23 protein-coding genes are annotated in these 25,747 nt (G+C 58.2%); 20 read left to right on the top strand and 3 right to left on the bottom strand.

All coding sequences use genetic code 11. From position 1 onward, the window contains the following. Positions 1-28 precede the first annotated feature (28 nt). The 5 genes from QUE89_RS16335 to QUE89_RS16315 are packed head-to-tail and all read left to right on the top strand — an operon-like array spanning position 29 to position 5,612. A complete protein-coding gene (locus QUE89_RS16335) occupies positions 29-490 on the top strand; it encodes a response regulator (RefSeq protein ID WP_286221092.1) in 462 nt (153 codons plus the stop codon). A 22-nt stretch (positions 491-512) separates the two neighbouring features. Further along, complete coding sequence (locus QUE89_RS16330; protein ID WP_286221091.1) at positions 513-2,198, top strand: putative bifunctional diguanylate cyclase/phosphodiesterase; 1,686 nt, start codon at positions 513-515, stop codon at positions 2,196-2,198. Between the two features lie 53 nt (positions 2,199-2,251). Beyond that, positions 2,252-3,976: a thiamine pyrophosphate-binding protein gene (locus QUE89_RS16325; protein ID WP_286221090.1), complete on the top strand. Its 1,725-nt coding sequence runs from the start codon at positions 2,252-2,254 to the stop codon at positions 3,974-3,976. An 11-nt stretch (positions 3,977-3,987) separates the two neighbouring features. Further along, a complete protein-coding gene (locus QUE89_RS16320) occupies positions 3,988-4,818 on the top strand; it encodes a citryl-CoA lyase (protein ID WP_286221089.1) in 831 nt (276 codons plus the stop codon). Then, positions 4,815-5,612, top strand: a complete 798-nt coding sequence (locus QUE89_RS16315) for a citrate/2-methylcitrate synthase (RefSeq protein ID WP_286221088.1) — start codon at positions 4,815-4,817, stop codon at positions 5,610-5,612. The genes QUE89_RS16320 and QUE89_RS16315 overlap by 4 nt, the downstream gene beginning before the upstream one ends. Here the strand turns inward: QUE89_RS16315 and QUE89_RS16310 are convergent. Next, entirely contained in the window at positions 5,609-7,717 is a 2,109-nt protein-coding gene (locus tag QUE89_RS16310; RefSeq protein ID WP_286221087.1) for a TonB-dependent receptor plug domain-containing protein, read from the bottom strand. The genes QUE89_RS16315 and QUE89_RS16310 overlap by 4 nt on opposite strands. A 391-nt stretch (positions 7,718-8,108) precedes the next feature. Between QUE89_RS16310 and QUE89_RS16305 the strand changes: the two genes are divergently transcribed. Then, entirely contained in the window at positions 8,109-8,558 is a 450-nt protein-coding gene (locus QUE89_RS16305; protein WP_286221086.1) for a hypothetical protein, read from the top strand. Between the two features lie 11 nt (positions 8,559-8,569). Here QUE89_RS16305 and QUE89_RS16300 read toward each other — a convergent pair whose 3' ends face one another. Both QUE89_RS16300 and QUE89_RS16295 read right to left on the bottom strand, forming a co-directional pair. Next, on the bottom strand, positions 8,570-8,881 hold the full coding sequence (locus QUE89_RS16300; RefSeq protein WP_286221085.1) for a site-specific integrase: 312 nt from the start codon (positions 8,879-8,881) through the stop codon (positions 8,570-8,572). A gap of 132 nt (positions 8,882-9,013) precedes the next feature. After that, positions 9,014-9,274, bottom strand: coding sequence for an acyl-CoA-binding protein (locus tag QUE89_RS16295; protein WP_286221084.1), 261 nt, complete (start codon positions 9,272-9,274; stop codon positions 9,014-9,016). Positions 9,275-9,424: 150 nt separating this feature from the next. Here QUE89_RS16295 and QUE89_RS16290 point away from each other — a divergent pair, with 150 nt between their 5' ends. The 14 genes from QUE89_RS16290 (at position 9,425) to tssA (ending at position 25,736) form a co-directional block, all read left to right on the top strand. Next, on the top strand, positions 9,425-9,916 hold the full coding sequence (locus QUE89_RS16290; RefSeq protein ID WP_286221083.1) for a DUF4442 domain-containing protein: 492 nt from the start codon (positions 9,425-9,427) through the stop codon (positions 9,914-9,916). A 165-nt stretch (positions 9,917-10,081) separates the two neighbouring features. Then, positions 10,082-10,573, top strand: coding sequence for a type VI secretion system contractile sheath small subunit (gene tssB, locus QUE89_RS16285; RefSeq protein WP_286221082.1), 492 nt, complete (start codon positions 10,082-10,084; stop codon positions 10,571-10,573). 66 nt (positions 10,574-10,639) lie between these two features. After that, on the top strand, positions 10,640-12,136 hold the full coding sequence (gene tssC / locus QUE89_RS16280) for a type VI secretion system contractile sheath large subunit (protein WP_286221081.1): 1,497 nt from the start codon (positions 10,640-10,642) through the stop codon (positions 12,134-12,136). 4 nt (positions 12,137-12,140) lie between these two features. After that, positions 12,141-12,581, top strand: coding sequence for a type VI secretion system baseplate subunit TssE (tssE, locus tag QUE89_RS16275; protein ID WP_286221080.1), 441 nt, complete (start codon positions 12,141-12,143; stop codon positions 12,579-12,581). A gap of 66 nt (positions 12,582-12,647) precedes the next feature. After that, positions 12,648-14,420, top strand: a complete 1,773-nt coding sequence (gene tssF, locus QUE89_RS16270) for a type VI secretion system baseplate subunit TssF (protein ID WP_286221079.1) — start codon at positions 12,648-12,650, stop codon at positions 14,418-14,420. Continuing rightward, a complete protein-coding gene (gene tssG, locus QUE89_RS16265) occupies positions 14,384-15,400 on the top strand; it encodes a type VI secretion system baseplate subunit TssG (protein ID WP_286221078.1) in 1,017 nt (338 codons plus the stop codon). Before tssF ends, tssG begins: the two co-directional genes overlap by 37 nt. Positions 15,401-15,424: 24 nt before the next feature. Continuing rightward, positions 15,425-16,735: a type VI secretion system-associated FHA domain protein TagH gene (gene tagH / locus QUE89_RS16260; protein ID WP_286221077.1), complete on the top strand. Its 1,311-nt coding sequence runs from the start codon at positions 15,425-15,427 to the stop codon at positions 16,733-16,735. After that, positions 16,732-17,265, top strand: coding sequence for a type VI secretion system lipoprotein TssJ (gene tssJ / locus QUE89_RS16255; RefSeq protein WP_273429774.1), 534 nt, complete (start codon positions 16,732-16,734; stop codon positions 17,263-17,265). The genes tagH and tssJ overlap by 4 nt, the downstream gene beginning before the upstream one ends. Next, complete coding sequence (gene tssK / locus QUE89_RS16250) at positions 17,265-18,599, top strand: type VI secretion system baseplate subunit TssK (RefSeq protein WP_041342270.1); 1,335 nt, start codon at positions 17,265-17,267, stop codon at positions 18,597-18,599. Before tssJ ends, tssK begins: the two co-directional genes overlap by 1 nt. Before the next feature lie 3 nt (positions 18,600-18,602). Continuing rightward, on the top strand, positions 18,603-19,430 hold the full coding sequence (gene icmH, locus QUE89_RS16245; RefSeq protein ID WP_286221076.1) for a type IVB secretion system protein IcmH/DotU: 828 nt from the start codon (positions 18,603-18,605) through the stop codon (positions 19,428-19,430). A gap of 10 nt (positions 19,431-19,440) precedes the next feature. Next, positions 19,441-22,065, top strand: a complete 2,625-nt coding sequence (gene tssH, locus QUE89_RS16240) for a type VI secretion system ATPase TssH (protein ID WP_286221075.1) — start codon at positions 19,441-19,443, stop codon at positions 22,063-22,065. Positions 22,066-22,092: 27 nt separating this feature from the next. Further along, positions 22,093-23,658 (top strand): sigma-54-dependent Fis family transcriptional regulator, encoded by a 1,566-nt coding sequence (locus tag QUE89_RS16235; RefSeq protein ID WP_286222928.1) that lies wholly within the window; start codon positions 22,093-22,095, stop codon positions 23,656-23,658. Continuing rightward, positions 23,655-24,275 (top strand): type VI secretion system-associated protein VasI, encoded by a 621-nt coding sequence (gene vasI, locus QUE89_RS16230; RefSeq protein WP_286221074.1) that lies wholly within the window; start codon positions 23,655-23,657, stop codon positions 24,273-24,275. The genes QUE89_RS16235 and vasI overlap by 4 nt, the downstream gene beginning before the upstream one ends. A 33-nt stretch (positions 24,276-24,308) precedes the next feature. Next, a complete protein-coding gene (tssA, locus tag QUE89_RS16225) occupies positions 24,309-25,736 on the top strand; it encodes a type VI secretion system protein TssA (protein WP_286221073.1) in 1,428 nt (475 codons plus the stop codon). Positions 25,737-25,747 lie beyond the last annotated feature (11 nt).

Genomic DNA, 25,747 nt, shown 5'->3' with positions numbered 1-25,747 from the left:
CAGATGACCCGGCGGAATTGGAGAGACTATGGCTAAAGGTGATTGTTCTATTCTGGTTGTTGAAGACAACCCCGATGACCAGATCCTGACGATGCGGGCGCTCCGGAAGGCGAGCAGTCAGAGCCCGATTATTCTTCAGGAGGACGGTCAGGCCGCTCTTGAATTTCTCTTTGGCACCGAAAGCAGCAAACGTTCACCCCAGGTCGACACTCTTGGTGTAATTCTTCTGGATCTCAAGTTGCCCAAGGTCAGTGGCCTTGAGGTTTTGCGGCGTATCCGTTCGACGCCGCAGACGGATTGGCTGCCGGTGGTCATGATGACTTCGTCGGATGAGCCGAGCGAACTGCGCGAAGCTTATCGGCTGGGTGCCAATAGCTTCGTTACCAAGCAGATTGACTATAGTAGGTTTAGTGAGCAGATGTGCTTGCTGGCTCGCTATTGGTTAACGGTAAATCAAGTCCCCATGGTCGGTTCGTCCCGATCATTCTGAAAAGGTAGTGCTGGTGAGTGACATGAAAAGCCGCCTTCGGGTGTTGCTGATTGAAGACTCTGAGGATGACACCTTCCTTCTGTTGCGCGCTCTGAAAAAGGGGGGCATTGAGCCCTACTACAGAGTGGTGGACAGCGAGAGCGCGATGGAAACCGCGCTCATGGAAGAAATCTGGGATATGGTCATCACCGATCATAGCTTGCCTGGTTTTACCTCCTTTCGGGTGCTGGAACTGAGCCGCCAATATGCGCCCGATTTGCCGGTGATTATCGTGTCCGGTTTGATTGGAGAGGACGTCGCAGTAAGTGCAATGAAGGCCGGCGCTCAGGATTACATCATGAAGGACAACCTGAACCGGTTGATTCCTGCGATTCAGCGCGAGATGCGGGAAGTGTCCATCCGCCTTGCCAAAAAACGTGCCGAGTCGACCCTGGAGCACATGGCCTATCACGACAGCCTGACCGATCTGGTTAATCGTCGGGAATTTGAACGCCAGCTAGTTCAGTCACTCCATGATTCCCGCAAGTCAGCGCGCGATTGCGTGTTGCTGTACCTGGATCTCGACCAGTTCAAGATTATCAACGACACCTGCGGCCACATGGCCGGCGATGAACTGCTTAAACAGCTTTCGAAATTGCTCGGACTGAGGCTCAGAGGATCCGACACCCTGGCACGATTAGGTGGCGACGAGTTTGGGATACTGTTGCGGAACTGCGACGCGGTGGATGCCCGCAAGGTTGCAGAAAACCTGTGCAAAGAGGTCCGTGAATACCGTTTTGTCTGGGAGGATAAGCCGTTCGCTGTCTCCCTCAGCGTCGGTATGGTGATCATGGGGAGTAATTACAAAACGGCCAGCGAGCTGCTCAGCCACGCCGATTTGGCCTGCTATGCCGCCAAGGACCGGGGGCGGGACAACGTTCAGGTTTACGAAACCAGTGACCTGAACATGCAACAGCGCCAGCGCGATATGCATTGGACCAGTCGCCTTCAGAGCGCCTTGCAAACCGACGATTTCTTCCTGTATCACCAGGTAATGATTCCCCTGCAGGAGGCCAGTGCCGACGGTTTCCGAACCGAGTTTCTGGTGCGCTTGCGTGACGGTGACGACATTGTGCCTCCCGGCGCTTTCATCCCGGCGGCAGAGCGCTTCGGATTGATGCCGCGCATTGACCGGAGGGTCATTGACCTGGCATTTGCCTACCTGGACCGCACTGGCCTCGGCCGGGAATCCACCGGTACTTTTTTCATCAACTTGTCCGGTGGCTCTCTCAGCGATGGTGAGTTGTTCCAATTCATACATCGCAAGGTTCAGGAGTATTCCATCCTTCCGGCTCGGATCTGCTTTGAAATCACCGAAACGTCTGCCATTGCGCATTTAAACGATACGATCGGGTTTATCGAGCGAGCCCGTAAAGAAGGTTTCGAGTTTGCCCTCGATGACTTTGGTACCGGAATGAGCTCCTTTACCTATCTCAAAGCCCTGCCGATTGATTATCTGAAGGTGGATGGGGGCTTTATCCAGAACTTGCTCGCCGATCCAATTGATATGGGGATCGTCGACGCCTGCAATCGCATCGGCCACGCCGCCGGACTGAAAACCATCGCCGAATTTGTCGAAAACGATGACGTGAAAGACTGCCTCACCAAACTCGGCTTCGACTACGCACAGGGTTATGGCATCGCGATGCCGGTTCCCCTGAACGAATAATACGGACTAAGGTATCAAGCCTTTTCCTCCCTCTATGATTTAACGAACAGCTTATGCTTGATTGTGGTGATTTGATTTTGCGGTACCTTGAGCGCCTGGGAGTGGCGTACGTGTTCGGTGTTCCTGGGGGCAGCATAGAGCCGCTGTATAATGCGCTCGCGCGGAGTGAGCGCCAGGGTGGAATTCGGGCTGTCACCGCTCGCCACGAGACCGGCGCCGCCTTCATGGCTGATGGTTATGCCCGGGAAACTGGCCGAATTGGCGTTTGTTGCGCTACGGCCGGGCCGGGCTCGACTAATCTGCTGACAGGGGTGGCAAACGCCTACGCCGACAATATCCCCATGTTGGTGATAACTGCACAGACTTCGCTGAACCGATTTGGCCAGGGTGCATTTCAGGAATCCTCCTGCACTGGCATCAATACCCTGGATATGTTTTCCAGCTGTACCCGCTACAACACGTTGGTCTCGCATCCTGATCAGCTAGAATCCAAGCTGTTGCATGCCTTAAGCCATGCGCTCGGCCAGCAGCCTGGGCCGGTACATCTGGCTATTCCGCTGGATGTTATGCGCCACGGCGTTCAAGACGCCTCCATGGCTCTGGGCCTGAGCGCCTTCATCCCCAATGAAGTGGTGCCCGATTCGGGTTCCGTCGAGCGGGTAGTCAGCGATCTCACGGATGTCATGCAGGCAACCATCGTGCTGGGTGAAGATGCGATCCACTCGGCAGACCAATGGATACAATTAGCGGAGCTGCGGCATTGGAACCTGGTAACCACACCTCGCGGTAAGGGCCTGGTGAACAGTTTTCATCCCCAATACCGGGGTGTTTTTGGCTTTGCTGGCCACCAACGCGCAACCGAGGCGTTGAAGCCGGAAAATGCCGACAGGGTTATCATGGTAGGCGCTGCCCTGGATGAGGTCTCCACAGCTGGCTGGAGTCCGGATGGCCTGCTGTCTGCGCGCCTTATTCACCTGTCCAGAAACCCCGAACACTTAACTCGGGCAACCATGGCGGGCCATGTGGTTCTGGGTGAGCCCAGGCACGTTGTTGAAGCGCTTTTAAAAGATCTGAGTGGGGTACCAGGAAAAATCAGTCCGACGACGTGGGGTACTGGCGATGGCGTTCCCGAGTTTGTCGAAGGCCGTTTCCGGGAAAGCTGCTTCGACACGTCGGGCCCGGTAAAGCCCCCGGCACTGATGACCTATTTGAGCAAGGCCTGCCCTGAAACAACGCGGATCCTGTTCGACACCGGTAACAGCTTTTTGTGGGGCATACACCACTGGAGCGTTGGGCAGCCTGGGCGGCCTTTGGCTTCCCGGAACTTGTTTCACATTGGCGTTGGTTTCGCTTCGATGGGCTGGGCGATAGGGGCTTCGGTGGGTATTGCTCTGGCGGCTCGCGATGAACCGGTTTTGTGTGTGACGGGCGACGGCAGCTATTTGATGTCGGGCCAGGAACTCACCACCGCAGCCCAGGAGAATTGCAACGTGTTGATGGTGGTGCTGAACGATTCATCACTGGGCATGATTCGCCATGGCCAGGCGCTGGGCGGTGCAGAGCAGATTGCCAATGAGCTGCCACGCGTCGATTACGCGAAGATGGCAGAAGCCGTTGGTGTGGAATCCTACCGGATTGCGACCCTGGAAGAGCTTCATGAGCTTGATCTGGCGTCGATTTTGGCGCGTCCCGGCCCGTGCTTGCTTGATATCCTGGTTGATCGTGAAGAGGTGCCGCCCATGGGCGTCCGGATGAAAGTACTCAAAGAGACGGAATAAGCGGGATCAGCATGGCAACAGAGTACCAGTACCACTCCAATATTTGGCTGGAAGAACCAGAACCTTCTAATCCATTCGCCGCCAAGGCCAGTTTTTGCAGCGGCTACGATGTGCACAATGAGGTCATTCCCAACGCCAGCTGGTTTGAATACCTGCTGCTGCTGTTTAAGGGAGAGCGGCCGAAAATTCCGGATACTGCGTTGCTGGAAAAGCTGGCGATGGTGCTAGCTAATCCCGGCCCGCGGGAAGCCAGTGTCCGGGCCGCCATGAACGCCGGTGTTGCCCAAACCAACCATAGCTCTGCACTAATGGCCGCTTTGGCGGTTGGTGCCGGTCAGTACGGAGGCGCCCAGGAGCTCTCGATCTGTATGGCGCTCTGGCAGGAATGTCAGTTCGACATCACCCGATGGCAGAAGCGATTACTGAACCCCAGCGATGACGAGCGCGCCGACATCTGGTTGCCCATGGAGCATGCGCCCGGTTTCGATCCCAATGGTGACGCCACTCCGACACCGATCCTGCAATCTCTGGAGCTGCTGGCTGGCTTGGCACCGGCCAATGGTGCGCTGGCCTGGCTGAAAGCAAACCGGCAGGCCCTGGAGCTGCATGTTGGCTATCCCCTGGCCATGAGTGGGCTGGCCGCCGCGGCATTGGTGGATTTGGGCATGAACGAGGACCAGGGCAGTATGTTGTACCTGATGCTGAGGCTTCCCGGCGCCGCGGTGCATGCCCTGGAGCAAAAGCACGTGGGATGGAAAAACTTCCCCTTCTACGGCCCGGCCATCGAACTCGAAGAAGATGCATTTCCTGCAGGCCAGCATCAGAAGGGGGCACGCGAATGAGCCACAAAAATCTGCTGGAAACCGAGAAGCACTGGCTAACCCGCAAAGGTAAGGCCTTCCTGTCGGACCGGGTGATCCTGCACAGCAAGGATCTTCATCAGGATCTTGGCGACCATGAGTGGATGCGGGTGTACCTGTACTCCATTCTGGAGCGTGAGGTTGAGGAGAACGTGGCCAAGCTGCTCAACACCTTTTGGGTGTGCACCGGATATCCGGATGCCTCGATCTGGCCGAATCATGTGACAGCGTTGGCGGCTACTGTGCGTGCGACGCCTTCACTGTCGTTGATGGCGGGGATGAGTGTCTCCGAAGCGTCGATTTACGGCCGGCGCCCTGAGGTGCGAGCCCTGGATTTCTTTTACCGGGCTGGGCGGCACTGCGACGCAGGTGGTGACCTTATTGAGTTTGTCGAGGGTGAGAAAGCTGCAGGTCGAACGTTATTCGGCTATGGGCGCCCACTGGCCAATACCGATGAGCGGGTTCCTTACATGCTGGCAAAAGCCAAGGAGTTTGGCCTGGATGGCGGCCGCCATCTCCAGATAGCCCTGGATGTGTATGCTTACCTGAACGAGACCTACGGCTTTTCAATGAATGTGGCTGCTATTCATGCCGGGCTTGCAGCCGATGTTGGATTTAATTGTCAGGAATATCAGTTGTTTATGACTCCCTGCTTCATATCGGGCATGATTCCCTGTTACCAGGATGCCCGAGATCGGCCGGAGGGTAGTTTTTTTCCGGTCCGTTGCGCCAACATCGTTTACAACGGACCGGCTAAGCGGAAGTGGGGCGATTAGAACTGGTACTGGGCTTCAACATAGGCTGAACGTCCGGGCATTGGGAAATCTCCGGGTATTGCCGGCCGTGGATCGGCATATGGACTCGGATCGCGGACATCTGCATTAAAGGCGTTCCTGACCGATACTGCGATATCAAAACCTCGCCATAGGCCATGGGTGCGGGCTGTGACATCCACGGTGGTGTAATCGTCCACCGGTTCGCGCGAATCTGCAGCTGTCCGTTTTTGCTCCCCGACGTAGTTGATTTGAGTGTTAAGGGCCCACGTTGGTCTGACCCGCCACTCGATGCGGGCGTAGGCCTGGTGATTCGGGGCCTCGCCCACCGACTCTTTGCTTTCCTGGTCTTCAGCCCTTTGGTAGGCGTAGTTTGCTGCCAGATTCAGGTTGTCGAGGACTTGATAGGTCGCTTCCAGTTCGCCGCCACGGCCTTTGCGTTTGCCTGAGTTTTGGTACTGGCTGGCTACCGGACCGGAAATAGGTTCGGCATTAATCAGGTCGTCAATTTCGTAGTAGAAAATGTTCACGCCGAGAAGCAATCGGGGGCTTGCCTGGTAGGCGAGGGCTAACTCAACGGTATCAATGGTTTCCGGGTCTAAATCATCGTTACCCGCCAAAACCGGGTTGTTGGCGGCATATTGCTCGTTCAGAGACGGAGCACGAAATGCTCTGCCATAAAGGAGCTTGGTGGTAACACTGTCAGTAGTGGCCCACACCAGCGCAGCCCGCGGGTTTACGGTTTCTCCAAAGTCCTCGTAGTAATCGTAGCGGAGCCCGCTTACCAGCTGCCAGTTCTGGGCGAATTGCCACTCGTCCTGCACAAAGGCGTAATAGTTCTTCCGGTCTTCCTCCGGCATCCAAACCTGATTGGGATCGTCAGAGACGTCGACCACCTCACCCTTCGGGCTGAAATCGGTGTTGAAGTTCTTGGTCTCGGAGACATCGTAGAGATCCGCCCAGAAGGCGCCAATGCCAGCCAGGATGCGGTGGTTTTCAACGTTGCTGTAGATGGAGTTCAGATCAACCCGTGCCTGCCGTTCCTTGTATCCGGGGCTGCCCAGGAGTCCCTCCGGAAAAGCGCCGTTAAAGGCCCCGGGGGGGAATAGCACGATGTCGTTCTCCGGTTCCTGGATAAAGTTGAAATAACTGATGCGAGATTCGACATCCAGTCCGTCAACGACCTCCAGCCATCGGTAGCTATAATCCGCGTTGATTCGCTGGGACTCGTAGCGACCCTCTGGATCGAGGGCCTGTGCAAGGCCTGCCCCGGTGCCCAGGTTTCTGCGGTCTTGCAGACCAGCCCTTAAGTCCCAGTGATCCCCGTTAATTTCAAGTCGGGCTTCGAACTGATCTGCTGAGGTGTTTACGGGGCCAGGGGCCAGGGACGCTGAGGTGCCGAAGTCCTCATCGGAATTGGTCTGGGCATCCCGGTCAACGGTTCGGCGCCAGCCATCGGTGCTTTGCTGCTCCAGAACCAGGCTGATGTCGGTGTTGTTCCAGTCGGTGGCGGCCTCAACCCAGGCGCCCTTGGTATCAAAGCTGCCCGCACGGGCGCCGGTCACTACGCCATCAATGTCCTGAGCATTCTTGGTAATGATGTTAATGACGCCAGCATAAGCGTCTGCGCCGTAGAGCGCTGAGCCTGGCCCACGAATCACCTCAATGCGACGAATGGCTTTTACCGGCATACCGCCCCATACGTTGCCACGATTGCCAAACATTGCAGTTGTCGCAGGGATGCCATTGATCAACAGCAGAGCCTGGGGGTTGGAGCTGGTGGTAATGCCTCGGAAGACATACTTGGGTGCGAAGGCCTGGTCTGCGCGATTCACGTGCAGCCCTGGAACCGTTTCCAGAACTTGATCCAGCTCCGTTGCACCCATCGCTGCAATATCCTCAGCGCTGATTACGGACGTAATAGCAGCGGCTTTATCCAGCGGAGTTGCCGAGCCGGAGGCAATGGACACCACGCGGATCTGGCCCAGCTCTTCCAGGGGAATGTCCCAGAAAGGGTCATCGTTCTGATTTGCAGAAATAGGCGCAGAGGCAGCCAGGCAAGCCAGCGCCGAAGCCCGGAGATGCTGTCGGGCTCTGGTTCTGAACATAGATGGACCGCTTGGGTGGATCATGACCGGGCCTCAGTGCTACGACGAATCGGGTTGGAACTGTTGGTGCAATTCTTATTTTGTTAACAACAGCCAGGTGCGCGAAACAGCCGGAGGTCTGGTGGATCCCTTGGCCGGGCATAGAGAATTACTGGCTAAACCGCAGTTTAGTCCCATTTAGGGCCTAAGCAAACTGACACCAAGGATTTGATCTGATTCATTTTGTTACACAGTTTGTCTCGGCTGCTTGAAACGTATCCAGACAGTGAAAGGCGTCACATTTCCGTCGAATCGATGCGCGCACAACACGCTCAGGCTATAAACTGATCAAAAAACGTCACATCCGATTCGGGTGGCTGAAACGGTTAGGGTTGAGAGCATGGATAGGCGTATGGGTGTTGGGGCAGTCAGGGGCTTGGCCGCGCGGCGAGGAATTGTTGCGTGGGGGTTGGCGCTGTTGGCCATTCCGGTGAGCGTTGGTGCAGAGAGTCCGCTCGTTGATACCGCCTTTGACTACGAAGAGCGTTCCACTATCGAGAACATCCCGCTGCGCTCGATAGAAGAAGACGTGCTTGCCAGCACCGTGATTGAGGGTGGGCTGGCGGCACCCGCTGCCGGAGTTCCAGTAACGCCGGCTACTGACGATGATTTTTATCTCGATCCACTCGCCTTGCAGCCTCGCGACAGCCGAACCGACCTGGGGCGCTCTGAAATTCCCGTTGAGATCCGCTTCAGCAACCCGAAATCCATCCCCGGGCAAACTCACGGCAATAACTACAGCATTCGCCCTCAGGCAAACCGTAGCTATGATGCTCTGAATATCAACATGACTGAGCGCTGAGTCGCGCGGTCTCAGGCTGCGGCGGTGTCGCCGATATCGGTTTTGCCCAGTACGTCCTGATAGAAGAAGGTCAGCGCCTGGCTGGCCTGGTTCAGGCGTGCTCGCGATAGCTGAATACGGTCACTGAGATAGGTGAGAAACTGCTGGCGGTCTTCGCCGGCCAGAGATTCCGGATCTTTCAGATCGTGGAAAAGCACAAAGCGGGTAATCCAGTGCAGATAGGTTTGCTCTGCACGCTGGTGCAAATCCTGCTCACGAATAGCGCTTTTGACGCGGCCAATCAGGCCGGGTTGGGATTGTTCAAGTGCCTCGGTGACATCCATGAGTAACTGCGTCCAGTGGGTTCTTTTTGTTAGAGTGCGCGCATCTTATGACAATCGTTTGAACGTCGCAAAATTTCTGACAAAAAAATAATCCCGGTCAGATCGACCGGGATTGGGGGCAGGCGGCGGGAGTTATTTCAGGGCGTTCAGCTTATCAATGTACTGCTGCATGGCTTCTTCACTGGAGGTGCCTTTCAGCTTGTCCCACGCGTCAAACTTGGCGCGCCCAACAAAGTCCATCATGCCCGGGCGCTTGCCGGAAACGTCGCCTTCGGTGGCCTGCTTGTAGAGGCCATAGAACTCAAGTTTCATCTCGTTTGAAGGCTGAAAATCGCCTTCGGCGTTCTGGATGTAGTTCACCGCTTCGTCAAACTGGGTTTTCAGGTCGCTCATCTCAATCTCCTTATGGTAGGCATTGGCTGTAAAAAGAGTTCGGCCGAGTATAGCCACCGCACGGGCCAACGTCATTGGCCAAACGTTCCTTTCCTCCGACGAATGGGGTATTGTCCTCAGCCAAAAAATTGGATAGAGAGAGTGCCGTTTATGGCCAATGCCAACAAGTTGTCCGGAATAGTAAGTAAAATCAATCGCCTGCCTGATTTCGCCCGATCCAGGGCCCTAACCCTGTTTTTTGGCAAAGTAGTGCCCTTCACCGTCACAACCGGTATCCGTATTGAGTCCCTCGACCAAGAGCGCTGTGTGATCAGTCTTGCCAACAAGCGCCGGGTTCAGAACCACATCGGCGGCGTGCACGCGGTGGCATCACTGGTGCTGGCCGAATCAGCAACCGGTTTTCTGGTGGGCCTGAACGTGCCAGACGACAAGGTACCGGTAATCAAGACCGCTAGCGCCGAATACACCCGCCGCGCCAAGGGCGATATGACCGTGCAAGCGCACCTCACCGAAGAGCAGCGCGAGCGCATGCGCACTGAGGAAAAGGGCGACGTGTCCGTGCCGGTCACCATCCACGACAGCGAAGGCAAAGAGCCGATCGAAATTGAGATGGTCTGGGCCTGGACGCCAAAACGTCGTTGAGGCTGAAAAGCATGTAGCCCGGTAAAACTTTGCCCGGGCTCACATTCTGGCCACTTTTTGCTTGAGTACGAAAAATGCCCTGTGTAGAGTCCGCTGCGTTGCGTGCCAGGAAGGCGCGTACAAGGGATTGAACAACTGCAAATGATTTGCACAGGGAGCAAGCGCATGTCTTCAAAAGACGGATCCGTCGCGCCTAAAGAGCGCATCAATATCAAGTATGTCCCCGCTACCGGAGACCAGCAGGCTGAAACCGAGCTTCCGCTGAAGATGTTCGTGGTTGGCGATTTCAAGGGTCATGCTGAAGAAACCCCCATCGAAGAACGCAAAGCCATTTCCGTTGATAAGAACAACTTCCGTTCTGTCATGAAGGAGTCCGGGCTTAGCATCTCCACCACGGTCACTAACAGACTGGATGAAAACGCCGACGAACTGCCGGTGAACCTCGATATCCAGACCCTGGATGATTTCTCCCCCGATAACATTGCCCGACAGGTACCCGAGCTGCGTAAGCTGGTTGAGTTGCGAGAAGCACTGGTCGCCCTCAAAGGACCGCTGGGTAATGTGCCGTCGTTCCGCTCCAAGATGCAGGAGTTGCTGGACAACGAGCAGGCCCGGGACAAGTTGCTGGCCGAGCTGGACCTGGCGACAGACCAGTAACTCCTGACACCGCGGGAATGCGGTGTAAAACCTCAATTTATCAATTACGTACTGAAGGGATGTGGTATGTCTGATACTGCTGTGCAGCAATCTGCTGCCTCCGACTCCGTTGCAGCCGAGTCCGTTACAGAGGGATCCTTGCTGGATCAGGTCATGGCCAACAGCCGCATGGCCCCGGCCGATGAAGGCTACGACGTGGCTCGCAAAGGGGTAGCGACGTTCATCGCCAACCTCTTGAAGAGCGATGAAAAAGGTCAGCCGGTCAATAAGGCGCTGGTGGACCAGATGGTGGTGGAACTGGACCGCAAGATCAGCGCCCAGATGGATGAAATTCTCCATGCGCCCAAGCTGCAGGAGCTGGAATCATCCTGGCGTGGTCTGAAGCTGATGGTCGATCGCACCGATTTCCGGGAGAACATCAAGGTGGACGTTCTTCACGCCACCAAAGCCGAGCTGTTGGAAGACTTCGAGTTCGCTCCGGATGTCACCCAGAGCGGTTTCTACAAGCATATCTACGCCACTGAATACGGTCAGTTTGGCGGTGAGCCAGTGGGTGCCGTGATTGGCAACTACGCGTTTACGCCGTCCACACCGGACATCAAGCTGTTGCAGTATGTGTCCTCGGTGGGCGCCATGGCCCATGCGCCATTCCTTTCCTCAGTGGGCCCGTCCTTCTTCGGGGTCGACAGCTATCAGGAACTGCCGGCGATCAAGGAACTGAAGGCCGTGTTCGAGGGCCCGAAGTACGCCAAGTGGCGTTCCCTGCGAGAATCCGAAGATGCCCGTTACCTGGGGCTGGCTTCACCTCGTTTCCTGCTGCGCGTGCCCTACGACCCATCGGAAAACCCGGTTCGCAGCTTTAACTACAAGGAAGAGGTCTCCGGTGACCATGAGCACTACCTGTGGGGCAACACCGCTTATCTGCTGGCAACGCGTCTGACTGAGAGTTTCGCTAACTACCGCTGGTGTCCGAACATCATCGGACCGCAAAGTGGCGGTGCGGTTGAAGATCTGCCGGTGCACCTGTTCGAGTCTTTTGGACAGCTGGAATCCAAGATTCCGACCGAGGTTCTGATTACCGACAGGCGCGAGTACGAAATGGCGGATGAAGGTTTCATCGCGCTGACCATGCGCAAGGGCAGCGACAACGCCGCCTTCTTCTCGGCCAACTCGGTGCAGAAACCCAAGCAGTTCCCGAACACCAAGGAAGGCAAGGAAGCAGAGACCAACTATAAGCTGGGCACTCAGCTGCCGTACATGATGATCGTCAACCGCCTGGCGCACTACATTAAAGTGCTCCAGCGCGAGCAGATCGGGTCGTGGAAAGAGCGTCAGGATCTGGAGCGAGAGCTTAACACCTGGATTCGTCAGTATGTCGCCGACCAGGAAAATCCGCCGGCGGAGGTCCGTAGCCGACGTCCGCTGCGCGCCGCCCAGGTGACTGTCTCCGACGTAGAAGGCGATCCGGGCTGGTATCAGGTGTCGCTGGCCGTTCGGCCGCACTTCAAATACATGGGGGCCAATTTCGAGCTGTCGTTGGTAGGCCGACTGGACAAGGATTGATCCGGTGTTTGGCAGTGCCAAGGCTGATCCCGTGACCGGCCACCGTGGCAGCCTGTTCGAGCGACTCGAGCAGGCCGGCGCACCGGCCGGGCAGGGAATGGCGGAAGCCACTCATGTGGTGGAATCCATCAAACGGCATCTGGTTCGGCTGCTGAATGCCCATCCGGGCAACAGTGCCACCGTTCCTGATCTGGGGTTGCTGGATTTCAACGATGCCACTTTGGGAACCCACGATCTCAGTATTCAGGTTCGCAGCGCTATCCGGAACTGTATTGAAAAATACGAGCCCAGAGTGAAGCGGGTGGATGTGGTGACCCTGCCTCAGGGATCCGACCCATTGCAGCTGCGATTCCAGGTAACGGTGTACCTGAATGTGGGGTCTGAAGCCGAGAAGACGACCATCGATTTGTTATTGGATGACAAGCGTTACTACCGGGTGGTGTAACGAACACGGACGTTAGGGGAGGCCGGAATCCGGCCGCCTCGGGCCCTCGATTGGTGCAGTGGTGTTATGAAGTTGAACCGATTTTACCGAGACGAACTGAGCTTTCTGCGGCTTCAGGGCCGGGAATTTGCGGATGCACACCCGCAATTGACCCGGTTTCTGTCGGAGCAAAGCACAGATCCGGACGTGGAGCGCCTGCTGGAAGGCTTCGCTTTCCTGACCGGAAAACTGCGCGAGAAGGTTGAGGACGAATTTCCGGAGTTGACCCACTCGCTATTGAACATGTTGTGGCCCAATTACCTTCGGCCGGTGCCCAGTTGCACCATTATTCGCTTTGATCCGCAGCTTCATGCGATCAGTGAACGCCAGCGCATTGACCGCGCTACCGAGATAAAAAGTCGGCCCCTGGGCGAGGCCAACCGCCAGACCCAATGCCGGTTTCGGACTTGTCGCGACGTCGAGTTGTTTCCGGTCAGCGTGGCCGGAGCTCATGCTGAACATTCCCGGGAAGTGTCGTCTGTGACGCTGGACCTGGCCGTACATACCGACCAGCCGCTCAATGCCATGGGCCTGAACACCTTGCGCTTCTACCTAGGCGGCGACGATCACACCGCGGAAACACTGTATCTGTGGCTTAACCATTACCTGACCCGCGTCGAGCTGAAGGTGGGGGAGGCCAGTTACAGCTTGCCGCCCTCACTGCTGCAGCCAGTGGGCTTTGCCGGTGACGAGGCTCTGCTGCCGTACCCCAAGAACGCCTACCCGGGTTACCGCATCCTGCAGGAGTACCTGAGTTTTCCGGAGGCTTTCCGGTTTGTGGATGTTTGTGGCCTTGCCGCGCGGCTGCCGGCGGTGCAGGCGGACGAGATCAGCCTGCAGTTCCACTTCAGCCGGATCTTGCCGCCGGATGCCAAAGTCCGGGCGGAAAGTCTGCAGCTGTACTGTACGCCCGCGGTCAATCTGTTCAGCCATGAGGGTGAGCCGGTTGACCTGAGCGGGCGTCAGACGGAATACCGGATCTTGCCGTCCAGTCGATCCCCTGAACATTTCGAAGTGTTTTCCGTGGCCCAGGTCGAGGGTTGGCTGGAGGGCCGATCTGGTCGGGGCGAACCGCGGATCTACACGCCATTCGAGAGCTTTCAGCACGAAGTAGAGCGAGACCGTGGCCGGACCGCACTGTATTACCGACTTCGGACTCGGGAAAGCGTCCGGGGCGATGGTTTTGATCACTACATTGCCTTCGTGCGCGGTGACGAGTCCGAATGTCTGAGCCGTCAGGAAGCGGTCTCGCTGACGCTGACTTGCACCAACCGGCAGTTGCCGGAGCAATTGGCAATCGGTGACGTCTGCATGGCCACTGAAACATCGCCGGCGTTTGCTTCGTTCACCAACGTCACCCGACCCACCGCCACTCTGCGTCCGACCCTGGATGGCAGCCTGTTGTGGACTCTGATCTCCAACCTGTCGCTGAACTATCTGTCGATGTTGGACGTGGACGCACTGCGAACCGTGCTCCGGGTCTATGATTTCCGGGCCCTGATGGACCGGCAGGCGGAGCGGGTTTCGCAAAAACGGCTGGCGGGCATTCTCGACATCGAAACCGCCCCGGTGGACCGGATGGTACGGGGCTTGCCGGTTCGAGGGATTCGGTCGGTGCTGAGGCTGGACCAGGGGGGATTCGCCTCGGAAGGTGATTTATACCTGTTCGGCACTGTGCTGAGCCAGTTTTTTTCGCTCTACGCCAGTATTAATGCGTTTCACCAACTGGAAGTGGTGAATTCTGAAAACCAGGAACGGTACACATGGACGTTACAGCAAGGTCAGCAGCCGCTGATGTAGCCGAGCTGCAACCCGTTCTGGGTAACGCGCGGCGCTACAATTTCTTTCAGCTGGTGGACCTGATTCACCGGCACCATGGCGACGACCTGGAAAGGGCCAAGGATAGCCAGCCCGGCCAGGGCCGGATTCGGTTTTCCGCGTCTGCGGGCCTGGGGTTCCCGGGTAGTGACGTGGTATCGGCACTGTCGCCGGAACATGAGCACGCGCCCTACCAGATGGAAGTGAGTTTTCTGGGACTTCACGGTTCCCAGTCGCCGCTCCCCGGTTATTACCTGGACGATCTCGCCTGGGAGGCGGGCCAGAATCTCGGGGTTCGTTGCCAATTTCTCGATTTCTTTAATCATCGCCTGGTGACGCTGTTTCATCGTGCCTGGCGCAAATACCGCTATTACGTACGTTTTCAGCCCGGGGCCTCGGATGGCTTCTCCGACTTGATCTTTGCGCTCGCCGGCCTGGGCGATAGCCGCCTCCGGGATGCCACGCCGGTGAACTGGTCAAAAATGCTGGCGTACGCCGGGCTGATGGCGGGCCGTAGTCGATCGCCCGAGGTGGTCGGTGGCATTGTTGGTCACTGCTTTGATCTGGACGACGTCAGCATCGAGCAGTGGGTGCTGCGTAAGGTGGATATTGCCCGGGAACAGCAAACCCAACTGGGTGGGGTAAACGCGGAGCTGGGTAACACCACGCTCATTGGAGCCCGGGTGCGTGATCGCGGCGGCAAATTCCTGTTGCGCATTGGCAATCTCAGTCAGGAACGGTTTGCGGATTTTCTGCCCAATGGTCGAGAACATGACCGGCTGGTGAAACTGGTGGAATTCACTACCCGCGAGCAACTCGCCTATGACTTGGTGCTTCAGATGCGTGCCCGGGATGTCCGACCCATGCAGTTGGGGGAGGACGTCCGAATGGGCTGGAACTCGTTCGTAACCCCCGAAAAAGCCCGCACCCGGCCCGCGGTGCGCATTCAGATTCGCCGTTAGAACGGCTGCACAGGGACAACACGTATGCAAACGCGGTCAGCAATCGTATTGAGACTGACGGTCACTAACCCGATGGACACACGGGGCGGTGCAAAACTTGAGCACTGTTTCGACGTTGGGGGTGGCTCCATCGGAACCGCCGACAACGACACCTGGCGTTTGTCGTCCCATCGCACCGGCGTTGTTGCCGGCCATGCCGAGATACGGTTCGTTGACGGTGAGTTCTGCCTGATCGACAGAAGTGGTCGCACCTACATCAACAGCGCGAGTGAGCCGGTAGGGCGTGGGCGCCGGGCCCGGCTAAAACACGGTGATAGCGTGAGCATCGGCCGGTACCGGGCACGGGCCGAGCTAACGGCAGCCTCCAGCGAAGCCGATATGGACGAGCAAGAGACCGAACACGACCAGTTGCTCAATGGCGCATCGGCGGCGCTGGTAACGGCGGGTCCGTCAAAGGCGGACTCCGCCCATCGTGAGCCGCTGGCGGAATTGTCGCCAGACACCGGGGCGGCTGGGGCGCGGGACCCTCTCAGCCACTGGCAAAGCGCTGCCGATGCAGATCCAGACGATTCGTCGCTGCTGGCGGACGGGCCCGGCCTGTCTGCCCGGACAGCTGCGGTAACAGACGAACACAGGGAAAACCGCGATGTAGCGCTGGGGCTCCCGATCAGAAAAACAGGGGGAGACAGGATGTCTGATCCAAGCAAGGTGGCAGAGGCCCAAGAGGCGGCTGACCCGAGTCGGAATTACATAAGTGGCACGCCTTTGATGCGGGCCATGGAGACCGATCTTGATTTTGCCGACAGCGATGACATGCAGCAGTTCCTGGAGGAGGCTGGCCAAACCCTGAAAGCAGCGGTGGAAGGGCTGCTGGCGCTGCACCAGGGCGAGGATCGGCGACATCAGGCCCTGCGCACGCGGCTTCAACCAATTGAAGATAATCCCCTGCGTCTGGGTGAGCACTATCAGGACACTATTCAGACCCTGTTCGCCAGCCAGCGCAGCCCAGTCCACCTGTCGGCGCCCGCCGCGGTGCGGGAGAGCCTGGAGAGTTTGCATCACCATCAGGTCGCGACCCACGCCGCTATCAGTGAAGCGTTGGAGGCCATCCTTCACGCCTTCTCGCCAGATGCCTTGCTCCGTCGTTTTCACGGCTATCGCCGGGGCTTACGCCAGAGTGAAGACGAAGGCCGCTGGGCCTGGGATATGTACCAGCACTATTACCGTGAATTGAAATCCAGTCGTCAGCAGGGATTTGAACGCCTGTTCCAAGAGGTGTTTGACCAGGCTTACGACCAACACTTGCGCCAATTACAGAGGGAAACGCTGTCATGAAGTACTGCAAATGGAGTTTGCTGACGATCGTGCTTGTACTTGCGGGCTGTAGCACTCCGTACAACGCGGTGACCAAAACCGCCAAAGTACTCTGGGATCCGGATATTCCGGTTGGTTATCCGGAGGATCAGCCCAGCCGGGTTGATCTGACCATGGTAGCCGAGCCGAATGTGAATCCGAACGAGTCCCTGGCTCCTACCCCCATCGCCTTTCAGGTGATTGAGATGCGGGACAGCTCGCTGCTGATGGCAGGGGACTTCGATTCCCTGCTGACCAATCTTGAAGACTCCCTCGGCCAGAACTACGTCGATCATAGCGACTATTCGCTGGTGCCGGGGCAGTTCAAATTCGTCGAGCCGTTCGATATCAGCGAGGACACCCGATTCGTCGGCGTGATCGCTTTTTACGCCTACCCCAATCTGTCGCAATGGAAGAAAGTGGTGAAGGTCGATCCGATCGGTGGCCGCTACCACCTGCTGGTTAACCTGCGCGAGCGGGAAATCCAACTCAAGCATTCGGATGAAACCTGATGGCTACCTCGAGTCGAGTGGTATGGAGTGATGGCTTGTTCATCAAGCCCCAGCACTTCCAGCAGCAGCAACGGTATCTCGAACACCAGATCAATGAACGGGCCCTGGCGGTGTCGGATTACCTGTACGGATTCAGTGACCTGGAATTGAATGCCGAATACCTGAGCTTTGGCCGGATTGGCCTGGTTCGGGCGGCCGGCCTGTTTCCCGACGGCACCCGCTTCAGTCTGCCGCAGGAAGACGTCATGCCAGAACCCCTGGAAATCACCGACGCGTCAGTGGCCAATCAGGTGGTCTATCTGGCCTTGCCTTTGGCAAGCGACGCTTTGGCCGAAGTGGCGTGGCCCGATGCCCCGAACGCCGGCCGGTTTCGCGCCCAGAGTGCTGAATTACGGGATCTGCACTCGATTGATGGCGATGCCCACGCCATTGACGTCGCGGGAGTCGCGCCGACTCTGAAGCTGGAGCGGGAGGACCGCAGCGCCTACGCGACTCTGGCTATTGGTCGGATCCTCGAAAAGCGGCCGGACGGCAGCCTGGTGATGGACGCCAATTTTATGCCCACCATGCTGAGTGTGCGGGCAGCGCCGCGGTTGCAGCGATTTGTCGGCGAGATGGCGGGCTTAATGCTGGAGCGGGCCAAGAATATTGCCGGGCGAGTTGGAGCACCCGGGCAGGGCGGCGTCGCCGACGTCGCGGACTTCATGCTGTTGCAGATGCTCAACCGGGCACACCCGCGATTTGCGCACCTGGCCCGCTTGCGCCAACTGCATCCGGAGCGCTTGTACGAGGCATTGCTCGAATTGTGCGGCGAACTGGTGACCTTCACCGATGAAAGCCGCTTGCCGGCCGGGTACGCCGCTTATGATCACGATCTGCCGGAAATCTGCTTCGCGCCGCTTATGCAGGTGCTCCGGCAATCCTTGAGTACGGTGCTCGAGCCCAGGGCGCTGGCGATTCAGCTTCAGGAGCGTCAGTACGGTCTCACGGTGGCCCCGGTCCAGGAGGGCGAGCTGTTGCGTGATGCCGAGTTCATCCTGGCGGTCAAGGCCGACATGCCGCTGGACGATCTGCGCAAGCAGTTCACCCAGCAGTGCAAAGTGGCGTCTGTGGAAAAGATCCGAGATCTCATCAGCCTGCAACTGCCGGGTATCCCACTGGCGGCATTGCCGGTGGCCCCCAGACAGCTGCCGTACCACGCCGGCTATGTGTATTTCCGGCTCGATGACCAAAGCCAGGCTTGGCAAATGCTCGACAACGCCAGTGGTTTTGCCTTTCACGTGGCCGGCAGTTTCCCGGGTCTGGAAATGCAATTCTGGGCAATCAGGAGCTAACACATGGCAGATGCATCGGTTATCGATTCGCCCTACAGCAGTCATAACGCTGACAGCAGTGACATCAGCGAGCTGATGTTTGCTGATACCGGTCGACATAGGCCGGGCGACGCCTCTGGATTTGCCAACGAGCGTTTCCAGCTTCGCGGCCTGGAGGACAATCGCCTGGTGGATGCCGCAACGCCACTGCTGGGCCTGGTTATCCGGGTTCGCCGACTGGCGGAGTTTCGCGGTGTTGAAGACCTTTATCAGCAAGTTGTGGATGAAATCACTGCCATCGACCGCGAGCTGATCGAGCAGGGGTATGAACGCCGGACCGTCGTAGCCTATCGCTACACCCTCTGTGCCTTCATCGATGAAGCCGTACTGGGCACTGACTGGGGGGCACACAGCGTTTGGTCGCAGCATTCGCTGTTGTCCCGGTTTCACAACGAGACCTGGGGTGGGGAAAAGGTATTCGCCATCCTGGGGCGCATGGAGCAGGAACCTAATCGCTACCGGGACATGCTGGCGTTCGTTTACCTGTGCCTGTCGCTTGGCTTTGAGGGGCGTTACAAGGTCATGGAAAACGGTCGGGAAGAGTACCAGCGAATTGTGCGGGGGCTCTACGAACAGCTTCGGGAGCTGGCCGGGGACGATGAGCAGGCACCTCTGGCCGATGCGTTGATGAATGTGACACCGGCCCGCAATCGTCTGCGACGGGGCTGGTCGCTCTGGGGCATTGCGGGTCTATTTTTTGCCGCAATGGTTGGTGTGTATTCGCTCTACAACATGGCGCTGAACGAACGCATCAAGGATGTGCTCAGCGTTCTGGAACAACTACCTAAATAAGGATATCACTGTGATTCGGGTAGAACTGCCGGCGCTGATTGGGCGCCTGAACGAGACTTGCCGGGTGGCCATGGAGGCCTCCGCGGCGTTATGTATCAGTCGTCAGGGAGCGGAGATCACCCCCGCCCACTTGCTGTTCAAACTGCTGGAAACTCCACTCTCTGATGTGCGCCAGGTTCTGGCAAGCACGGGCGTGGACCATCAACAATTGCTGCCGTTGATCGGTGACAGTCTGATGGGGGAGCGCCAGTCTGCGGAGCCGTACCCCGCGTTTTCGCCGCTGCTGATTGAACTGCTTCAAGATGCCTGGCTATTGGCCTCGGCCGAACTGGGCCATTCTGAGCTTAGATCCGGAGCGGTGTTCGCGGCTCTGTTGCTGAACGCCGACCGTTACCTGGTGCCGTCGGTGAGCCGTGCGCTGAGTGACATCAATCGGGAACAATTACGGCGCCAGTTCGATGCACTGACTGAAGGTTCATCAGAGCAGCCGGAATCGGTTGGTGACACAGCAGCGCCCGTAATGCCAGCGACTGATCTGGAAGCGCTGACCCGTTTCGCCACCGATTTCACGCAGTTGGCTCGAGACAGCAAGCTAGACCCGGTGGTGTGTCGGGACGCTGAAATCGACCAGATGATCGATATCCTGTGCCGACGCCGAAAAAACAACCCGATTGTGGTTGGTGACGCCGGGGTTGGTAAAAGTGCGGTGGTCGAGGGCCTGGCCCTGCGTATCGTAAACGGCGATGTGCCCGAGCGACTGGCCAGTGTCGCGCTCTGGACCCTCGATATGGGCGCCCTTCAGGCGGGTGCTTCGGTGAAGGGTGAGTTCGAAAAACGCCTGAAAGGCGTGATTGAGGCCGTTAAAGCCTCGGCCACGCCGATCATTCTGTTCATCGACGAGGCGCATACGCTGATCGGTGCCGGTAACAGTGAAGGTGGTTCAGACGCCGCTAACCTGCTCAAGCCGGCACTGGCCCGCGGGGAATTGCGGACAATTGCCGCAACCACCTGGCGCGAGTACAAAAAATACTTCGAGAAGGATCCAGCGCTCAGTCGTCGTTTCCAGCCCGTGGCACTGAATGAGCCTTCACCGGAGCAGGCCATTCACATCCTGCGCGGTCTGCGCTCTGTGTATGAGGACGCTCACCGGGTTCTGATTGCCGACAGCGCCTTGAAGGCCGCCGCTGAGATGTCTGCGCGTTATCTGGCAGGGCGTCAATTGCCTGACAAAGCCATCGACGTGCTGGATACCGCCTGCGCCCGCATCAGTCTGAACCTGAGTACGCCACCCCGCAGGCTCAGTCATGCCCGCAGCGAGCTGCACCAGCTCACAATGGAGCAGGAACTCCTGGCCCGGGAGCGCAGCCTGGGGCAGCAGGTAGATGCCGACCGGGAGGCAGAGCTTGAGTCCCAGCTCCAGACCTTGCGAGCTGACGCGGAGGAGCTTGAGCAACGCTGGGAAGTCCAACGGCAGCTGGTGACCCAACTAATCGACATCCGCCGGCGGCTGTTGTCGAATTCAGAAGCGGAGACCTTGGCGAACGACCAGGACAGCGCTGAATCGGGTTCCGATTTGAGTCAACAGGCTGCAGCCATTGAGCAGGAATTGGCGACCTTGCAGGCGGACGAGCCTCTGGTGCATCCCCGTGTCGATGCCCGCCAGGTGGCAGAAGTCATCGCCGATTGGACTGGTATCCCGGTGAACCGGATGACCACCGACGAACTGCACAAAATCACCCTACTGCCGGACTATCTGCAGGCTCACATCAAGGGTCAGGATACAGCCATAGATTGCCTGCACCAGCACCTGTTGACGGCGCGTGCAGACCTTCGTCGACCCGGGCGGCCGATGGGCGCGTTCCTGCTGGTGGGCCCAAGTGGCGTGGGCAAGACCGAAACCGTGGTGCAGCTGTCCGAGTTGCTCTACGGCGGACGTCAGTTCCTTACCACCATCAACATGTCGGAGTATCAGGAGAAGCACACCGTATCCCGGTTGATTGGCTCGCCCCCTGGCTACGTCGGCTTTGGCGAAGGCGGCATCCTGACCGAGGCCATCCGTCAGAAACCTTATTCCGTGGTCTTGCTGGATGAAGTGGAAAAGGCGCACCCGGAGGTTCTTAACCTGTTTTACCAGGCCTTTGATAAGGGTGAGCTGGCCGATGGCGAAGGTCGGCTTATCGACTGCAAGAACGTGGTGTTTTTCCTGACCTCGAACCTAGGCTATCAAACCATTGTGAAGCATGCGGACGAACCGGCACAGATTGAGCAGGCGCTCTATCCGGAGCTGGCCGGCTTCTTTAAACCCGCATTGCTGGCCCGTATGGAAGTGGTGCCTTACCTGCCCCTCAACGACGACACCCTCAATCGCATTGTCGATGACAAGCTCGAGCGGCTCGCGGCACAGATCCGTGCCCGCTACCAAACCGAAGTTGTGTTGGAGGCCGGACTGGTTGAGGTCATCCGCGCCAGGGCGACGCGGAGTGAGAACGGCGCCCGGATGCTGGAGTCGATCATTGAGGGCGAGTTGTTGCCACCGGTGTCACTGGCATTGCTGGAAAAGCTGGCAGCCCGGGAGCCGGTTGGCAAGGTAACGCTGAGCGTTACCGACAACTGTTTTTCAGGAACCGTCGAGTAGCGACTAGGGAACAGAATCATGGGACGGATGCAGACGGAGCTGCACACCGGCATTGATCTTGCGGTGGCACTGATCAGGCAGAGCACTTTGCCGACGCTGCTGGAGACAGCCACCGCTCAACTCACGAGAGTCTTCGGCCTGACCCGGTGCTGGGCGCTGGAACTGGATCTAAGCGGCCGCACCCTGCACTGCGCGGAGCTGGCGGAATTGGGCGAGTTTGACTGTGCCGATTTCAGTCACCCCTTCAGCCATGTTCTGCGCTCCGGGCAGGCACGAGAGTTATCCCGGGCTGCCAGTTACCGGCTGGACCATCCGGGGTTTCAGGCGTTGTTTGATGCCAGTGATCGCCCCCGGTCGCTGTGGATCGAGCCGTTGGTTGGAGCAGATGGCCGTACCCTCGGTGTACTGGTGCTGTGTCGGGATGAACCAGAGTGGAAAGGGATCGTTGCCCAGCCACTTTACAACGGCTTGACGACGGTGCTCACCCATCAATGGGTAAGCCAGTTACAAAGCCGCGATCAGGTCTGGCAGCGGCGAATGCTCAAGCGGTCGCTAGATACTCTGAGCGGCGCTGACAGCTTGCGCCGGAGTTGTGAACGGCTGGCACAGGAGTTGGTAGGCAACTCCGTGGCGATGAATCAGCTCAGAGCCCAGATAGTCCGGGCGGCAGGCAGCCAGCTTTCGGTGTTGGTGCAGGGCGAAACCGGGTGTGGCAAGGATGTAGTGGCCCGTGGCATCCACAATCTTTCGGAGCGAGCCAAAGGACCGCTGGTGGTCGTTAACTGTGCGGCCATCCCGGATACGTTGCTTGAAAACGAGCTTTTCGGGCACACCAAGGGCGCCTTTTCCGGTGCCGATCAAGCCAAGGATGGGCTTCTGGCGCAGGCAGACGGAGGCACGCTGTTTCTGGATGAAATCGGCGATATGCCCTTGGCGCTGCAGTCAAAGTTGCTGCGGGTTCTGGAGAATCGAACGTTCCGTCCACTTGGCGCCCAGGCCGAACAGCATTCAGATTTTCGGCTGGTGGCGGCAACGCATCAGCCATTGCAGCGCGGGATCGAAGACGGTCGTTTCCGCCGGGACTTGTTTTACCGGCTGAGTCAGTTTCCGCTGCGGGTGAGTCCTCTGCGGGAGCGACCTGAGGATCTGGAAGCCCTGAGCCGTCATTTCATCCGGTTGTATTCCAGTCGCGAGGGTTCCGGCCCGGTGGGCATCAGCAGTCATGCCCTGCAAAAGCTGCAGGAGTACGACTTCCCGGGCAATGTTCGGGAACTGCGCAACATCATCGAGCTGGCGTGCCTGCAAACCCCCGCCGGAGACGACATCCAGCCGGAGGTGCTGCGTCTGGAGGATCTGTTTGGTGAGGGCAGCGCCCAGGTCAGCGCCGAGGTTGCGCCCAAAACCCGGCCCAGTGGCCCCGATACTGAGGACATTCGCGATCTTAAGGCGGCCGCCCAGGCATTTGAGGCCGCTATTATTCGTCAACGTTTGGAACAGTATGGCGGGAATCGCGCCCAGGCGGCCGAGAGTCTCGGTTTACCCAAGCGCACCCTGGCGCACAAGTGTCTGAAGTATCAGGTTGTCGACCTATGAGACTTTTCACGGTCTGTATCGCGGCGTTGTTCGCCGGTTTGGTGCCGGCGCCAGCGATGGCGAATCTGATGGAGGGCGCTCGCGGCTGTGCCCAGGAGACCAACCGCTTGGAGCGCCTTGCCTGCTATGACGATCTCTTTGGCATGCCCACCGAGACTGCTCGCGAAGCACGTTTACCCCGGGGCTATCAGCCTGAGCGTTGGCGCCAGGCGTTTGCACAGGCTGGGGAGCGACAAGCAGTGGTGTATCGCAATACCGGTGATGCTGCCGGGCACCTGGTAACCGTTGGTGCCCTGGGCACGCAGCCGCCAAGGCCCTTGCTGGTGTTGCAGTGCCACAACAACATTACCGAGCTGGCGCTGATGCTGCCGAGTGCGTTGAATGCCGAGCGGATAACGCTGGATTTAGGCAGCGGGCAAGCCGACTGGCGTGTTCGCGGTGGCGGCTACCTGGTGAGTGGCGGCCGCGGCCTACCTGCAATTCGATCGATCAAGGCCATGGCGTCGGTAGCGGACATCACCCTGACGGCCAACACGTCCGAACTGGATGGCCTGGTGTTCGACCTGTCCGGTTTCAGTGACGCTATTCAACCGCTCCGCTCGGCGTGTGGCTGGTAGAGACATGTGCTTGGCAGGTAGAGGGAGCTGAAGATGCAGGCCGTTGTACAACATCCGTATGCGGAACAAGTGCTGGCACCGCTGAGCGGTGACCTGGCAATGGGACCCAAACTCGAAGACGACGTGGCCCTGGAGTTTCTGGAAAACGAAATAATGAAAATGGGGTCCCTGGCCCACACCGAAATTGACTGGCAGAAGGTAGAAGGCGAGGCGCTCAAGATCCTGTCGGATCGAAGCAAGGATCTGCGCGTCCTTGGTTTCCTGATGTTGGGACTGCAGCGGGGCGGTGATGGCGAACGATTTGCGCTATCCCTGTACCTGCTGCAACAGGTCCTGGAGAACTGGTGGGGCAAGGCCTGGCCCTACCCGGGAGATCGGGGAAAACGGGCGCGCACCATGATGTTTTCCCAGATGCTGCAGCGAAGTGGCAATCATGCCGCGGCACTGTCGTTTGATAGCAGTGTTGGCGATGGCCGTGAATTCTGCCTGGAACTGATTGAGCAGCTGCTTGCCCGAGCTGTAGATCTGCAATTGCCCCAAGACCCCATCGGTGATCTCCGGCGGGCCGTTGAACAATTGCCAAAAGCGAGTGAATCCGCACCCGCCGGTTCTCAGTCGTCGCACACCGAAACACCGGCGCTTGCAAGTGCCGAAAGGCCGGTTCAGGCCGCCGTACCAAGTCTGGGGGCGCTGAGCCTGGATTCCGGCAATGAACGGGCGACCCGGCAAAGTCTGCTCAAGGTCGCGGACTTGCTTACTAATAGTACGCCGCACAGTGCTCTCGGGTATCGGGTGCGGCGATACGCCATCTGGCACGGAATTGTCAGCGTGCCGCCGACCCGGGATGAGGTGCGAACGGACTTGGCAGCGGTCAGCCCGGACCGGGTGGCCGAGTATCGGGAATGCCTGGATAAAGCTCCCGATGCCGACTTGTGGCAACGGATTGAGCAGAGCCTGTCGGTAAGCCCGTTCTGGCTTGATGGCCACTGGTTCAGTGCCCGCACGGCTAGCGCACTGGGTCACGATGCCTGCGCACAGGCTATTCGTGAGGACGTGAAGGCCTTTGTCGAGCGGCTGCCGAAACTGACTGAACTGACATTCAACGATGGCACACCCTTCCTGGGGGACGAGGCAGCTGATTGGCTCTGGGCCGCACCATCGGGAAGTGCCGGTAAGGAGGCCGGCGCAAATCCGTGGGAACTGGCCTTTGATCAGGCCCGGGAACTGGTGTCGAAAAACTCACTTCCTGCGGCCATGCAGTTAATGGATGAGGGGCTGGCGGAGGCCAGAGAGCCGCGCGATCGGTTTTACTGGCGTCTGACCAATGCCCAGGTGCTCAAAGAAGCGGGCCTCGGCGCTCTGGCGACGCAGCAAATTGCAGACCTGCATTCGCAGGTTCAGGAGTTGGCGCTCAATGAGTGGGAGCCAACTCTGATTCGGCAGCTTGATCGGCTGGCCTGATCAATAGAAAC

The sequence above is a fragment of the Marinobacter sp. LA51 genome (assembly GCF_030297175.1).
Classification (GTDB): domain Bacteria; phylum Pseudomonadota; class Gammaproteobacteria; order Pseudomonadales; family Oleiphilaceae; genus Marinobacter; species Marinobacter apostichopi.
This window is presented reverse-complemented; position numbering and strand designations above follow the sequence as displayed.